Genomic DNA, 13,379 nt, shown 5'->3' with positions numbered 1-13,379 from the left:
AATGGCTGGACTCCGCAAAAGCGGGCTAATGGTGTCCGCCCTTGTCCTGTTCCAGAGTCTCGATGAAGGCGATCTGCAGCCGCGAATGGACGCGGATGAACCAGCGCCACAGCACCGCGATCACCACTACCGCGACCAGGCCGATCAGCAGCAACAGCTCGCCGCGCGGCAGGATGCTGCTGCTCAGTGCGGCCAGCAGCACCAGAATGGCGGCCAGCGACAGCAGCGGGATCAGCTCGCTGACCAGCCGCCGTACCGGCTGCGTGTAGCGGCCGGCCTGATTCTGTCGCACGCTGAGTTCGGCCATCAGCATGGCCAGGGCCTTGAGCTTGCGATAGGCGGCGATCAGGCAGGGCAGCGACAGCAGCAAGGCCCCGCCCCAGATGCAGGCCTTCTGCAGATCGGGATCGGTGATCCAGGTGCTGAGCCAGCCCGCCAAGCCGCCCGCGAAATAGGCGCCGCCGAGGAAGATGGCGATGACCAGCGCCAGGTTGATGCCCACCTGCAGCAGGATGCGCCTCATCATACCGGCCAGGACCGCCTTCTCGCCCTGGGGCTGGATGCTGCGCAGCCATTCGCCATAGATGCCCAGCACCCGCTGCAGGGGCTGCGGCAACCAGCGGCCGATCCACAGCGCCAGCGGATCGGCCGCCTTGATCAGATAGGGCGTCAGCAGCGTGGTGACCGCCGACACCGCCACCGCCACCGGATAGAGGAAGTGGCTGGTGACGCCCAGGGTGATCCCCAGGGTGGCGATGATGAAGGAGAACTCGCCGATCTGCGCCAGGCCCATGCCGACCCGCAGCGAAGTCCGGCCGTCGTTGCCGGCGATCAGGGTACCCAGGCTGCAGGCGAGGATCTTACCCAGCACCACGGCAACGCTGATCACGGTGATGGGCCAGGCGTATTCCACCAGCACCTTGGGATCGAGCAGCAGACCGATGGCGACGAAGAAGATGGCGCTGAACATGTCGCGCAGCGGTTCCACCAGCTTCTCGATCTTCAGCAGCTGACGCGACTCGGCCATGATGGCGCCGATCAGGAAGGCGCCCAGCACCACGCTGTATTCCAGCTTGGCTACCAGCAGGCAGAAGCCGAAGCAAAGCCCCAGCACCGTGATCAGCAGCATCTCGTTGCTGTCGAAGGTGGCTACGTAGGCCAGCAGGCGCGGCACCAGCAGGATACCGATGACCAGGGCCACGATCATGAACAGACTCAGCTTGCCCAGGGTCGAGGCCACCGCGCCCGGTTCCACCGAACCGCTCACCGCCAGGCCCGACAGCAGGGCGATGATGCCGATGCCGAGGATGTCCTCGACGATCAGCACGCCAAAGATCTGCTGGGCGAAGCGCTCGTGCTTCATCTTCAGCTCGTTGAGCGCCTTGACGATGATGGTGGTCGATGAGATGGCCAGGATGGCGCCAAGGAACAGCGAATCCATGTGCGACCAGCCGAACATCTGGCCCACCTGGTAACCCAGCCAGAGCATCAGGCTGATCTCTAGGAAGGCGGCGATGAAGGCCGTGGCGCCCACCCGGAACAGCTTGCGCAGCGAGAACTCCAGGCCGAGGCTGAACATCAGGAAGATCACCCCCACCTCGGCGAGGGTCTTGATGCTTTCTTCGTCGTGGATCAGACCGAATGGCGGGGTGTGGGGTCCGATGATGAAGCCGGCGAGGATATAGCCCAAGACCACGGGCTGCTTGAGACGGTGGAAGAGGATGGTCACCACGCCGGCCACCAGCATGATGACGGCCATGTCTTGGATAAAAGCTAGAGCATGCATCGGCCGGGCCCTCCTATGACGGGCCGGGCAATCTCCCGACACCTGCGCTGACTGGAGTCCAAGACTAGCATCTGCAAACTCTTGTGACGGATTTTGCAAAAATCTGTAATAGATTGATGTGCTTGGAAATTTTCAACGGTCGCAAGCACTTGGCGCCCTGCTTCCAGGTAACGCCGACAGGGCAAAATACCGAAACAATTCACGCTGGCTGTACTTGACCGGGCAGCGCAAGATGTACTCAACACCAGACTCTTCACAGAGAGAACACCACATGCAACGCCTGATGAGCTTCTTCATGATCCTGTGCCTGGGCCTCACGCTCAGCCTGGATGCCAATGCCAAACGCATGGGCGCCGGCAAGTCCGCTGGCGCAGCGCCCATCCACCAGACCCGCCAGGCCGCGCCGACCCAGCAGCCGGGCATGGCCGCCCCTGCCGCCGGTGCTGGCGCCGCAGCCGCTGCCCGTCCCAGTGGCGCCTCGCGCTGGCTCGGCCCGCTGGCAGGTATCGCCGCTGGCGGCCTGCTGGCCTCCATGTTCATGGGTGACGGCTTCGAAGGCTTCCAGTTCTTCGACTTCCTGATCCTGGCGCTCATCGCCTTCGTGATCTTCCGTCTGCTTGCTCGTCGCAAGCAGCAGGCCGGTCCGCAGCCCGCCGTCGCCGGTCATGCGCCGATGCAGCGCGAGATGCCCAACCAGCCCAACAACGGTGGTCTGTTCGGCGGTGCCGCCGCTGGCGCCGCGCCGGTGATCAACGCACCGAGCTGGTTCAATGCCGAGCGTTTCGTGGCCGCCGGTCGCGAGCACTTCATGAACCTGCAGCAGCACTGGGACGCCAACGAGATGGACAAGATCTCCGAGTTCGTCACCCCGCAGATGCTGCAGTGGCTGCGTGACGAGCGCGCCGCGCTGGGCGAGGGCTTCCAGTCCACCTACATCGAGAACCTGAACGCCACCCTCGACGGTGTCGAGGATCTGCAGGGCAAGACCATCGCCACCATCACCTTCAACGGTGTGTCAAAGGAATCGCGTTTCGACCAGGGCCAGCCGTTCAGCGAAAGCTGGCGCATGGAGCGCATGGCCGGCGAGAACCAGCCCTGGCTGCTGGCCGGTATCCGCCAGAACGCCTGATAAGGCGCGTCATCCAGAAGCCCGGCTCTACGCCGGGCTTTTTCATGGGCGCCGCCTGCCGAACATCTCTCGAAACCGCTATCAAGTCCGTGCGGAAGCTGCCGTTATCCCGGACTGAACTGCTAACCTTGCGCGCCTCTTTTCCCTTTATCCGGTGCGCATTTCGAGAGAGGCCTGCTATGGAAGACGTCATCGAACGCCTGCGTGAAGAAAACGAACCCGTTCCCGTACCCCTGGAGCTGCCCGACGAAGACCTGCTGGTCGAGATCGAGGAAGAACTGCTCATCAGCCTGCCGCCGGAATTCCGCGAATTCCTGCTGACCGTCAGCGACGTGGTCTATGGCCGTATCGAGCCGGTGACCGTCACCGATCCCCAGTCGCATACCTACCTGCCGGAAGTGGCCGCCACTGCGTGGGACGAAGGCCTGCCGCGCGAGTACATCCCGCTGTGCGCCAGCGACGACGGCTACTACTGCGTCAGCCAGGAAGGCGAGGTACTGTTGTGGGAAGATGGCGACCTGACCGACGAATCCTGGGATTCGGTCTGGGTCTGGGCACGCGACGTCTGGCTGGAAAGCTGACCGGCCCGGTACTGAACGACCCCGCTGCGCATGGGTCTGGATAAGGCCATCAATCCGGAGGAAGCGTCATGAGCACTCCCGTCGTCCTGATCACCGGTGCCGCGGGCGGCCTCGGCCGCGCCCTGGCGCAACGCTTCGCCCAGAGTCGCTGGCGCGTCGCCGCCGCCGACCGCGATGCCGAGGGCCTGCACGGCCTCAACGGCATCGTCGGCCTGGATTCCAGCGTGACTGCCGACATCTCCAGTGCCGAGGGCTGCCGCTCCCTGGTCAGCAAGGTCATGGCCCGCACCGGGCGTCTGGATGCCCTCATCAACGCGGCGGGCATCTGGCGCGAAGGCGAGGTGGAGACCTTTACCGAGGACGACTACGACCTGGTGATGGCGGTCAATCTCAAGGCCACCTTCTTCATGTGCTCGGCGGCCATCCCCTTCCTCAAGGAAAATCGTGGCGTCATCATCAACGTCGCCAGCGGCGCCGGACGCCAGCCCATCGCCGGCGCGGCGGCCTATGGCGCGGCCAAGGCCGCGGTGCGCTTCTTCAGCCAGAATCTGGCGGTGGAGCTGGCGCGCGATGGGGTAAGGGTCAATGCCGTCTCGCCAGGTGACATCGACACTCCCATGCTGGACTTCCAGGCCGCTCACTATGGCAGCGGCGACCCGGCCGGGTATCGCCGCAATTTGCTCAATCGCTATCCCCAGGGCGATACCGCGCGCTTCATCCAGCCGGAAGAAGTGGCCGAATTCGTCTATTTCCTCTGCCAACCCCAGGCAGCGGCCATTTCCGGCGCCGACCTGCCCATCGACTTCGGGCTGTCCGCCGGCCGTTGATGGCTGTGACAGACGGCGCTGGTGCGCCGTCTACAGGATTTCCCCCTCGAGGATTCGCCCATGGAAGCCGGCAACCACCAGTTGAGCATGACCATCCTGATGACCCCGGACCTGGCCAACTTTTCCGGCAATGTCCACGGTGGCGCCCTGCTCAAGCACCTCGACGAAGTGGCCTACGCCTGCGCCAGCCGCTATGCCGGACGCTATGTGGTGACCCTCTCGGTGGATCAGGTGATCTTTCGCGAACCGGTGCATGTCGGCGAGCTGGTGACCTTTCTCGCCTCGGTGAACTACACCGGGACCACCTCCATGGAGATTGGCGTCAAGGTCATCACCGAGAACATCCAGCAGCGTTCGGTGCGCCACACCAACAGCTGCTTCTTCACCATGGTGGCGGTGGACGAGAACGGCAAGTCCTGCCCCGTGCCCCAGCTGGAACCCGTGACCGCGGACGAGAAGCGACGCTGTGTGCAGGCCCAGCAGCGCCGGCAGATCCGTCGGGAACTTCAAGAGCGCTATCAGGCACTCAAGGAAACCTTTTGAGTTTTGCCGGCTAGGTCGCCGTCGTCCGACGGCAGCGGCTCCAGGATCTGGCAATCCAAATCCTTGGAGCCAGCATGTCCCATGACACCCCTCTGATATCCACCCTGGCGATCGGCCTGGTTCTGGCCTTCGCCTTCGGTATCCTGGCCACCCGTCTGCGCCTGCCGCCCATCGCCGGCTATCTGCTCGCCGGGGTGGCTGCCGGCCCCTTCACGCCCGGCTTCGTCGCTGATCCCGAATTGTCCAAGGAGCTGACCGAAATCGGCGTCATCCTGCTGATGTTCGGTGTGGGCCTGCACTTTTCCATTAAAGATCTGCTGGCGGTCAAACGCATCGCCATTCCTGGCGCCATCGTGCAGATCGCTGCCGCCACCCTGATGGGGATGGGGGTGAGTCACTTCTTGGGCTGGGGACTGGGCAGCGGCCTGGTGTTCGGGTTGTCGCTGTCGGTGGCCAGTACCGTGGTGCTGCTGCGGGCCCTGGAAGAACGCCAGATGGTGGAAAGCCGGCGCGGTCGCATCGCCGTGGGCTGGCTGATCGTGGAAGACCTGCTGATGGTGCTGGCCCTGGTGGTACTGCCGGCGCTGGCCGGGGCGCTGGGTGGCGACAGCGGCGAAGAGTCGGGCCAGAGCCTGGGGCTGGAGCTGGGTCTCACCGCGCTCAAGGTCGGTGCCTTCATCGCACTGATGCTGCTGGTGGGCCGACGAGTCATCCCCTGGCTGCTGGCCCGGGTGGTCCGTACCGGTTCGCGCGAGCTCTTCACCCTGGCGACCCTGGCCATCGCCATGGGCATCGCCTATGGCTCGGCGTCGCTGTTCGGGGTGTCCTTCGCCCTGGGCGCCTTCTTTGCCGGCGTGGTACTCAACGAATCGGAACTCAGCCACGATGCGGCAGAGAATTCACTACCCCTGCGCGAAGCCTTCGCCGTGCTGTTCTTCTTTTCCGTGGGTTGCCTTTTCGATCCGGAGATCCTGCTGGAACAACCCCTGGCGGTGCTGACCACGGTAGCGGTGATCGTCTTCGGCAAGTCCATCGCCGCGACCCTGATCGTCCTGGCCTATCGCCGCCCCTTGAGCGTGGCCCTGACCATCGCCGCCAGCCTGGCGCAGATCGGCGAATTCTCCTTTATCCTCGCCAGTCTCGGTCTGTCGCTGAAACTGCTCGACCAGGGCGCTCACGATCTCATCCTGGCGGCCGCCATCATTTCCATCATCCTCAATCCGCTGCTGTTTCACGGCATCGACCTGCTGCAGCCCTGGATGGAGCGTCGCGAAGGCCGCCGGCTGATCAATGCCAAGGGCAAGCATGCGCCAGAGCTGGACGACGAGCCCGAGCCAGTGGCCCAACAGGGTCACCTGGTGCTGGTGGGCTATGGACGGGTGGGCCGCTATATTTGCGATCGCCTGGACCGCGAGGATCCGCCGCTGATCGTGATCTCGGACGAACCGGAGCACGTCACGGCGCTACGCCAGCAGGGATTCAAGGCGATCCTCGGCAACGCCACCCAGGACAAGGTGCTGGCGCGGGCCAAGCTCAAGGAGGCGCGGGCCCTGCTGCTGGCGATTCCCAACGGCTTCGAGGCCGCCGAGATCGCGCGCCGGGCCCGCGAGCTGGCGCCGGAACTGCCTATCCTCGCCCGCGCCCATCACGAAGACGAGATCCGCCATCTGGAGCGTCATGGCGTAGACGAGGTGATCATGGGCGAACGCGAGATCGCCCTTGGCATGTTCCGCTATCTGGGTCTGGAGCGGACCGGGGAGTCCGAGGCGGAGCCCAGGGGCTCCGCCGCCTAGCGACCTAGCGGCGCTGGATCTTGAAGTTGAAGGTCTTGGTGGCCTTGCGCGGGACGATCTGGCCGCCGGAGACCCGGGGGGCGAAGCGCCATTCGCCCAGCACCTCGAGCACCGCGCGCTCCAGTTGCTTGTTGGAGGCTTCCAGCACCTGGATATCGGCCAGTCGACCGTCGGCGGTCACGGTGAACATCACCCGCACCTCGCCACCCACACCGCGACGACGCAGCATTTCCGGATACTCCGGCGGCGTCATCTTGATCGGTCGGATGTCGGCGTCGTCGATGCTGCCGGTGGGCAGGCCGGCGGTCTTCGGCGGACCGGACGGTGCGGCGGCCGGCGCCGGCTGACTGGGCGCAGCCGTGGCCGCAGGCGCGGGGGCCGGCGCCGGTGCGGCCTGAGCCACCGGCTCAGGCGCGGGCTCGACCTTTTTCGGCAGCGGCTTCTGCTGGCTGTGCTCGACCGGCTTGGGCTTCGGCTTGGGTTTGGGCTTTTCCACCACCGGCTTGGGCGGCTCCACCGGTTTCGGTGGTTCCACGGGCTTGGGCGGCTCCGGTGGCGGCGGTTCGGGTTGCGGCGGCGTTGGCGCGGGCGGTGCCGGAGTCGGCGCGGGCGGCTCGGGTACCGGCTTGGGCAACTGGATGAAGCTGACCTGCATGGGTTCGTCGCCCTTGGCGATCTTCAGCTCCGGTGGCGCCTGGACCACTAAGAACAGCGCCGCGGCCATGCTGGCGTGCATGATCAGCGACAGCGCCGAAGCGGTCCCCCAGCCGCGTCCCCGGGGTGGCTGCTCACCCGGTTCTGCAGCGCCGACCGGGGTCAGCACGGGGGTCAGAATCTCTTCGTTACGCTCGGGCATGCGGAACGACAGGATGGTGGCCGAAGGCTCGCTACGCTTGGCATTGACCCCTGCCACGGGCTCCACATCGCCTGCCTGGGCGGCCCTGACGGGTCCCTGGACGGATTTCAGCTCATCGCCATCGGTACGCGCAGCGACTACGAGAGGTTCAGGCTTGGCAAGAGACGTCGGAGCCATGGGAGCAATACGCAGAGGAAGTAAATTTAATAATCATTATCATTAACTGAACGAATTTGGCAACCTCAAATGTCGCGAATGGTCCCCCTCAGCCCGTTTTCGAGAGCCTCTAGGTCCGGCTTCTCCTCCAGGATCAACTCCAGCCGGTTGTCGCGTCGCCACAGGGTCGGCTCCCAGGCGCCCTGTCCGGCCAGACCGTTGTAGGCCTGCCAGCCATCCTTCAGCTGCAGGACCGCCTTCAGCCTGAGCAGCCCGGACAGACCATCCAGCAGGGCCAGCAACGCCGGGCCGTCGAAGCTGTGGCTGGGATGCCAGCGCCAACCGACGGCGTGGTGGCCCTCCAGGGTATGGCTGAAGCGCAGCGGTCGTCCGGGCAGCAACAGCGCCTGTGGAGCGGACGCCGCCTCAAGCTCGGGCAACTCGCCGTCAGTCGAGGTTTCACCATCGGCCAGGGGCAGATCGGCCAGGGTGATCCGCCCGCCTTCGGTCCAGTACAACGGCCGGTCGCCCAGTGACACCGGCAAGCCTGTCCGCTCCAGGCCCGCACTCTTGTTAAGCACGATCAGACCGGCCTGCTCCAATGCCTGTTGCTGGGAATCTTGCAGAGGTTGGCCCGCCAGCAGGTGCCTAGCGTCCACTACCCAGATCAGCGGTTGCAGGGTCAGCACCCCGGTCCAGGGCGGCGCCTGGAGTTGCCGATAGAGGCTGGCGGGATGGCCGAGGCCGGAAGGCTCGATGAACAGCCGCTGCGGTCGTGCCCGTCTGAGCAGTCGCGTAAGGGCCACCTGCAGGGGCACGCCCTGGACGCAACACAGGCAGCCGCCCGGAACCTCGGCGATCGCAAGGCCGTCGTCATCCCGGGTCATGAGCGCCGCGTCGAGTCCGACCTGGCCAAATTCGTTGACCAGGATCGCCCAGCGCTCGCTGGCGGGGCGCTGGGCGAACAGCTGGCGGATCAGAGTGGTCTTGCCGGCGCCCAGGGGGCCGGCGATCACATGGGTCTTGATATCGGCGAGGCGCATGGCGGGAGAGTCGAATGCTAGAGTGGCGATTTCATCAGGGAGATGGGCTGGAATGTGGCGATTGCTGATGCCTCTGTTGCTGTTGCCGTCACTGGCGCTCGCCGATGCCTGCGTGATCCGCAGTCGTCAGGGCAGTGTGGACGTGCAGGTCTGCCAGAGCAACATCGACATCCCTGCCCAGCTGTTTCACGACGGCTTCTGCCAGCCGCAGCTCAAGGATCAGCAGACCGAGGTCCGCTTCGTCGACCGCTGTCCGGTGGGCGAGATCGGGATCTGCCAGGGCGCCCGCAGCCCGGGCGTGCCTTATCGGCAGGATATCCACTACTACGGCGAACCCGGCGACGGCCGTTTCCTGGCCGTCGCCTGTCGGCAGCAGAATCAGGGCAGCTGGCGCGTGCCCTGAGGTTCCACGTGGAACCCCTTATTCCACGGTCACCGACTTGGCCAGGTTGCGCGGCTGGTCCACATCAGTGCCCTTGAACACGGCCACGTGGTAGGACAGCAGCTGCAACGGGATGGTGTAGAGGATCGGCGACAGGGCATCGTGGATGTGCGGCATGGGTACGATGCGGGTGCCTTCGCCTTCCTCGAAGCCGGCACGCTCGTCGGCGAAGACGATCAGCTGACCGCCACGGGCACGCACTTCCTGCAGGTTGGACTTGAGCTTTTCCAGCAGCTCGTTGTTGGGCGCCACCGTCACCACTGGCATGTCGGCATCCACCAGCGCCAGCGGACCGTGCTTGAGCTCGCCGGCCGGATAGGCCTCGGCGTGGATGTAGGAGATCTCCTTGAGCTTGAGCGCACCCTCCATGGCCACCGGGTACTGCTCGCCACGCCCCAGGAACAGGGTGTGGTGCTTCTCGGCAAAGGATTCCGCCAGCTTTTCCACGGTCTTGTCCATGGCCAGGGCTTCGTCCAGCCGCGCCGGCAGCCGGCGCAATTCGGCCACCAGCTCGGCTTCGACGGCCGCAGCCAGACGCTGCTGGCAGCGACCCAGACTCAGGGTCAGCAGCAGCAGCGAAACCAGCTGGGTGGTAAAGGCCTTGGTCGAGGCCACACCGATCTCGGGACCGGCCTGGGTCAGGAAGCTCAGCTGGGATTCACGCACCAGGGAGCTGGTCGCCACGTTGCAGATGGCCAGGCTGCTCAGATAGCCGGATTGCTTGGCCATGCGCAGCGCGGCCAGGGTATCGGCGGTCTCGCCCGACTGGGAGATGGTAACGAACAGGGTGTCCGGGCTGACGGCGACCCGGCGATAGCGGAATTCGCTGGCCACCTCCACTTGGCAGGGGATGCCGACGTATTCCTCGATCCAGTAGCGCGCCACCGAACCGGCATGGAAGCTGGTGCCGCAGGCGACGATCTGGACCTGGCGGACCTTGGCGAACAGCTCGGACGCGGCCGGACCAAAGGCCTCTGGCAGCACCTGACCGTCACCCAGGCGGCCTTCCAGGGTGCGCTGGACCACGCTGGGCTGCTCGTGGATCTCCTTGAGCATGAAGTGGCGATAGGCACCCTTGTCGGCGGCCTCGCTGCCTTCGTGGTACTGCACCGTCTCGCGCTGAACCGGCGCGCCGCTCACGTCCCAGAGCTTGACCTGATCCAGACGGATCTCGGCCACGTCGCCCTCTTCCAGGTAGACGAAGCGATCGGTGACCTGACGCAGCGCCAGCTGGTCGGAGGCCAGATAGTTCTCGCCCAGCCCCAGGCCGATGACCAGGGGGCTGCCACTGCGCGTCGCCACCAGGCGATCCGGCTGCTGGCGCCAGACCGCCGCCAGTCCATAGGCGCCGTGCAACTCCTTGACTGCCGCCTTGAGCGCCGTGGTCAGGTCGCCACTGTCCTGCAGCTTGAGATGCAGCAGGTGGACAATGACCTCGGTATCGGTCTGGGAGGTGAAAACGTAACCTTGGTCCTTGAGCTGGGCGCGCAGGGCCTCGTGGTTTTCGATGATGCCGTTATGCACCACCGCCACGTCACCCTGGGAGAAATGCGGATGGGCATTGGCTTCGGTGGGCGCACCATGGGTTGCCCAGCGGGTGTGGGCGATGCCCAGGCGTCCGGCCAGGGGATCGGCCAGCAGGGCCGCTTCCAGCTCACTGACCTTGCCGATGCGGCGCAGACGCTGCAGCTCGCCCTGGGCATCCAGCAACGCCAGGCCGGCGCTGTCGTAGCCGCGGTATTCCAGGCGCTTGAGACCCTCGACCAGAATGGCGGTGATGTTACGCTCGGCAATGGCGCCGACGATTCCACACATGCTTACCTCCCGTTGCCTGTCTTATCCACCGCAACCCCACGGGGCCGGCTGTGGATGACCTGATTGTCTAGTTTTCCACCGGGGCGCAGATGACCTGCACCCCGCGGGTTTCGATCGCCCGGGCCGCCTCGGCGGGCAGTCGCTCATCGGTGATGAGCACGTCCACCTTTTCCCAAGGTAGTTCCAGATTGGGGATTCGCCTGCCCAGCTTGCTCGCCTCGGCCATGACCACTACCTCGCGCGCCACCTCGGCCATCACCCGCGACAGCGACAGGTGCTCGTTGAAGGTGGTGGTGCCGCGCTCCGGATCGAGACCGTCGGCGCCGATGAACAGCTGGTCGAAGTCATAGGATCTGAGTACCTGCTCGGCGACCTGCCCCTGGAAGGATTCCGAGTGCGGATCCCACGTGCCGCCGGTCATCAGCAGCATGGGTTCCTGTTCCAGCTCGCGCAGGGCGGTGGCCACCTGCAGGGAATTGGTCATCACCACCAGGCCGGGACGACGATCGAGTTGTGGGATCAGCGCCGCCGTGGTGCTGCCGCAGTCGACGATGATCCGTGCATGTTCGCGCAGGCGCCGGGCCGCGGCCCGGGCGATGGCCTGCTTGAAGGGCGACGCCTGGGGCGGTGCCTCGGCCAGCAACTCCTGGGGCATGGCCACCGCACCGCCGTAGCGGCGCAGCAGCAGGCCATTGCGCTCGAGGGCGGCCAGGTCCTTACGGATGGTGACCTCGGAGGTCTCCAACTGGCGGGCCAGTTCGTCCACGCTGACCTCGCCCTGCTCCTGGAGCTGGGCAAGGATGGCGTGGCGACGCTGGGCGGTGTTACGACGGGTCATAAATTTCGATTCGAAAGATAATGAATCGAATCAAAACCTAATAGCAGGCCGGCGTCAAGTCTTGGGGGCCTTCTTCGGTCGCTGCCAGCCGGTCTTGTTGACCTGCCGCGCCCGTCCCAGCGCTAGGGTACCGGCCGGCACGTCCGCCGTGATGACCGAACCTGCCGCCGTGGTCGCGCCGGCGCCCAGGCTGACCGGTGCCACCAGCGAGCTGTTGGAGCCCACGAAGACATCCGCGCCGATTTCGGTTCGAAACTTATTGGCCCCGTCATAGTTGCAGGTGATTGTGCCCGCGCCTATGTTGCTGCCGGCACCGATGGTGGCATCCCCCAGATAGGTCAGGTGGCCGGCCTTGGCGCCGTCCTGCAGGTGGGCATTCTTCAGTTCGACGAAATTGCCCACATGGGCCTTGCTGCCCAGTTCGCTGCCCGGGCGCAGACGGGCGAAGGGACCGACGTCGGCGCCCTCCCCAACCACGGCGCCCTCCAGGTGGCTGTTGGCCTTGATGATGGCGCCGCGCTTAAGGACGCTGTCCTTGATCACGCAATTCGGCCCTATGCTCACCCCATCCTCTAGTACCACCCGGCCTTCGAGGATGACATTGACGTCGATGGAGACGTCGCGACCGGCCTCGACCTGGCCACGCTGATCGAAGCGCAGCGGATCCAGCAGGGTCACGCCCTGCAACATCAGGCGCTCGGCGGCGCGCTGCTGGAAGTGCCGCTCCAGCTGGGCCAGTTGCCGGCGATCGTTGGCGCCCTGCACTTCCATGGCGTCCGCTGGCTGGCTGGTGGCGATGGTCAGGCCGTCCGCCACCGCCAGGGCAATGACGTCGGTCAGGTAGTACTCGCCCTGGGCGTTGCTGTTGGACAGGCGACCCAGCCAGTCCGCCAGTCGCCGACCGGGAACCGCGAGGATGCCGGTATTGCCTTCGCGGATGGCGCGCTGGGCCTCGCTGGCGTCCTTGTGCTCGACGATGGCGATTACCCGCCCCTGCTCATCGCGCAGGATGCGGCCATAGCCGGTGGGATCTTCCAGCTCCACGGTCAGCAGCGCCAGGTGGCTGTCATCCACCTGCTGCAGCAGGCGCTCCAGGGTCTCGACCTGGATCAGGGGCACGTCGCCATAGAGGATCAATACCCGCTCCGCCGTCAGCGCCGGCGCTGCCTGGGCCACCGCATGGCCGGTGCCGAGTTGCTCGGCCTGGACCACGAAGCTCACGTCGTCGGCGGCCAGCTGGCTGCGGACCTGGTCGGCGCCATGGCCGATGACGACGTGGATGCCGGCCGGCTGCAATTCGCGGGCGCGGTCGAGGACATGCCCCAGCATGCTGCGACCGGCCACGGGATGCAGCACCTTGGGTAGAGCGGATCTCATGCGGGTGCCCTGACCAGCAGCCAGGATGACGATTTCCAGGGACATCGGAACCTCGGAGACAGAGGGAAGAGACGGGCCGCGATCGAGGGCAACGGAGCCCCACGAGCGCCGACCACGCGGAATTTCTCGCGCCACTTTTCGGGCGACAAAAGAAAAGGGTAGCCGAAGCTACCCTTGTCGTTACAGCCTGACC

At 65.4% G+C, this 13,379-nt stretch carries 12 protein-coding genes; 6 read left to right on the top strand and 6 right to left on the bottom strand.

The genetic code is table 11. From position 1 onward, the window contains the following. Positions 1-25 precede the first annotated feature (25 nt). Positions 26-1,786 carry a cation:proton antiporter gene (locus tag EC839_RS13960; RefSeq protein WP_132832654.1) on the bottom strand — a complete coding sequence of 587 codons (1,761 nt, stop codon included), beginning with the start codon at positions 1,784-1,786 and terminating at the stop codon, positions 26-28. A gap of 271 nt (positions 1,787-2,057) precedes the next feature. Here EC839_RS13960 and EC839_RS13955 point away from each other — a divergent pair, with 271 nt between their 5' ends. The 5 genes from EC839_RS13955 (at position 2,058) to ybaL (ending at position 6,659) form a co-directional block, all read left to right on the top strand. Continuing rightward, entirely contained in the window at positions 2,058-2,915 is an 858-nt protein-coding gene (locus EC839_RS13955; protein WP_132832653.1) for a Tim44 domain-containing protein, read from the top strand. Positions 2,916-3,094: 179 nt separating this feature from the next. Further along, positions 3,095-3,496, top strand: a complete 402-nt coding sequence (locus EC839_RS13950) for an SMI1/KNR4 family protein (RefSeq protein WP_007160107.1) — start codon at positions 3,095-3,097, stop codon at positions 3,494-3,496. Positions 3,497-3,564: 68 nt separating this feature from the next. Further along, positions 3,565-4,323, top strand: a complete 759-nt coding sequence (locus EC839_RS13945) for an SDR family NAD(P)-dependent oxidoreductase (RefSeq protein ID WP_007160108.1) — start codon at positions 3,565-3,567, stop codon at positions 4,321-4,323. A 60-nt stretch (positions 4,324-4,383) separates the two neighbouring features. Further along, positions 4,384-4,866: an acyl-CoA thioesterase gene (locus EC839_RS13940; RefSeq protein ID WP_007160109.1), complete on the top strand. Its 483-nt coding sequence runs from the start codon at positions 4,384-4,386 to the stop codon at positions 4,864-4,866. 74 nt (positions 4,867-4,940) lie between these two features. Further along, positions 4,941-6,659, top strand: coding sequence for a YbaL family putative K(+) efflux transporter (gene ybaL, locus EC839_RS13935; protein ID WP_132832652.1), 1,719 nt, complete (start codon positions 4,941-4,943; stop codon positions 6,657-6,659). 4 nt (positions 6,660-6,663) lie between these two features. Here the strand turns inward: ybaL and EC839_RS13930 are convergent, their stop codons facing one another. Together EC839_RS13930 and EC839_RS13925 are read right to left on the bottom strand one after the other, a co-directional pair. Further along, the gene (locus EC839_RS13930) at positions 6,664-7,572 is read right to left on the bottom strand and encodes an energy transducer TonB (protein ID WP_256681069.1); all 909 of its coding nucleotides are present in this window, start codon (positions 7,570-7,572) and stop codon (positions 6,664-6,666) included. A gap of 185 nt (positions 7,573-7,757) precedes the next feature. Further along, positions 7,758-8,714 (bottom strand): GTP-binding protein, encoded by a 957-nt coding sequence (locus tag EC839_RS13925; protein ID WP_132832651.1) that lies wholly within the window; start codon positions 8,712-8,714, stop codon positions 7,758-7,760. A gap of 67 nt (positions 8,715-8,781) precedes the next feature. On the opposite strand from EC839_RS13925, the gene EC839_RS13920 reads away from it, so the two are divergent. After that, positions 8,782-9,117 (top strand): NADH:ubiquinone oxidoreductase, encoded by a 336-nt coding sequence (locus EC839_RS13920; RefSeq protein WP_256681068.1) that lies wholly within the window; start codon positions 8,782-8,784, stop codon positions 9,115-9,117. An 18-nt stretch (positions 9,118-9,135) separates the two neighbouring features. Here the strand turns inward: EC839_RS13920 and glmS are convergent, their stop codons facing one another. The 3 genes from glmS to glmU form a co-directional block, all read right to left on the bottom strand. Further along, positions 9,136-10,971, bottom strand: a complete 1,836-nt coding sequence (gene glmS / locus EC839_RS13915) for a glutamine--fructose-6-phosphate transaminase (isomerizing) (RefSeq protein WP_132832649.1) — start codon at positions 10,969-10,971, stop codon at positions 9,136-9,138. Positions 10,972-11,038: 67 nt separating this feature from the next. Further along, a complete protein-coding gene (locus tag EC839_RS13910) occupies positions 11,039-11,809 on the bottom strand; it encodes a DeoR/GlpR family DNA-binding transcription regulator (RefSeq protein ID WP_132832648.1) in 771 nt (256 codons plus the stop codon). Between the two features lie 54 nt (positions 11,810-11,863). After that, positions 11,864-13,231: a bifunctional UDP-N-acetylglucosamine diphosphorylase/glucosamine-1-phosphate N-acetyltransferase GlmU gene (glmU, locus tag EC839_RS13905; RefSeq protein ID WP_132832647.1), complete on the bottom strand. Its 1,368-nt coding sequence runs from the start codon at positions 13,229-13,231 to the stop codon at positions 11,864-11,866. Positions 13,232-13,379 lie beyond the last annotated feature (148 nt).

It is taken from the genome of Pseudomonas sp. JUb52 (assembly GCF_004341115.1).
Lineage (GTDB): Bacteria > Pseudomonadota > Gammaproteobacteria > Pseudomonadales > Pseudomonadaceae > Chryseomonas > Chryseomonas oryzihabitans.
This window is presented reverse-complemented; position numbering and strand designations above follow the sequence as displayed.

Coding starts and splice junctions, on each gene's coding strand:
- EC839_RS13960 (WP_132832654.1), bottom strand. CDS start 1,786: ATGCATGCTCTAGCTTTTATCCAAGACATGGCCGTCATCATGCTGGTG.
- EC839_RS13955 (WP_132832653.1), top strand. CDS start 2,058: ATGCAACGCCTGATGAGCTTCTTCATGATCCTGTGCCTGGGCCTCACG.
- EC839_RS13950 (WP_007160107.1), top strand. CDS start 3,095: ATGGAAGACGTCATCGAACGCCTGCGTGAAGAAAACGAACCCGTTCCC.
- EC839_RS13945 (WP_007160108.1), top strand. CDS start 3,565: ATGAGCACTCCCGTCGTCCTGATCACCGGTGCCGCGGGCGGCCTCGGC.
- EC839_RS13940 (WP_007160109.1), top strand. CDS start 4,384: ATGGAAGCCGGCAACCACCAGTTGAGCATGACCATCCTGATGACCCCG.
- ybaL (WP_132832652.1), top strand. CDS start 4,941: ATGTCCCATGACACCCCTCTGATATCCACCCTGGCGATCGGCCTGGTT.
- EC839_RS13925 (WP_132832651.1), bottom strand. CDS start 8,714: ATGCGCCTCGCCGATATCAAGACCCATGTGATCGCCGGCCCCCTGGGC.
- EC839_RS13920 (WP_256681068.1), top strand. CDS start 8,782: ATGCCTCTGTTGCTGTTGCCGTCACTGGCGCTCGCCGATGCCTGCGTG.
- glmS (WP_132832649.1), bottom strand. CDS start 10,971: ATGTGTGGAATCGTCGGCGCCATTGCCGAGCGTAACATCACCGCCATT.
- EC839_RS13910 (WP_132832648.1), bottom strand. CDS start 11,809: ATGACCCGTCGTAACACCGCCCAGCGTCGCCACGCCATCCTTGCCCAG.
- glmU (WP_132832647.1), bottom strand. CDS start 13,231: ATGTCCCTGGAAATCGTCATCCTGGCTGCTGGTCAGGGCACCCGCATG.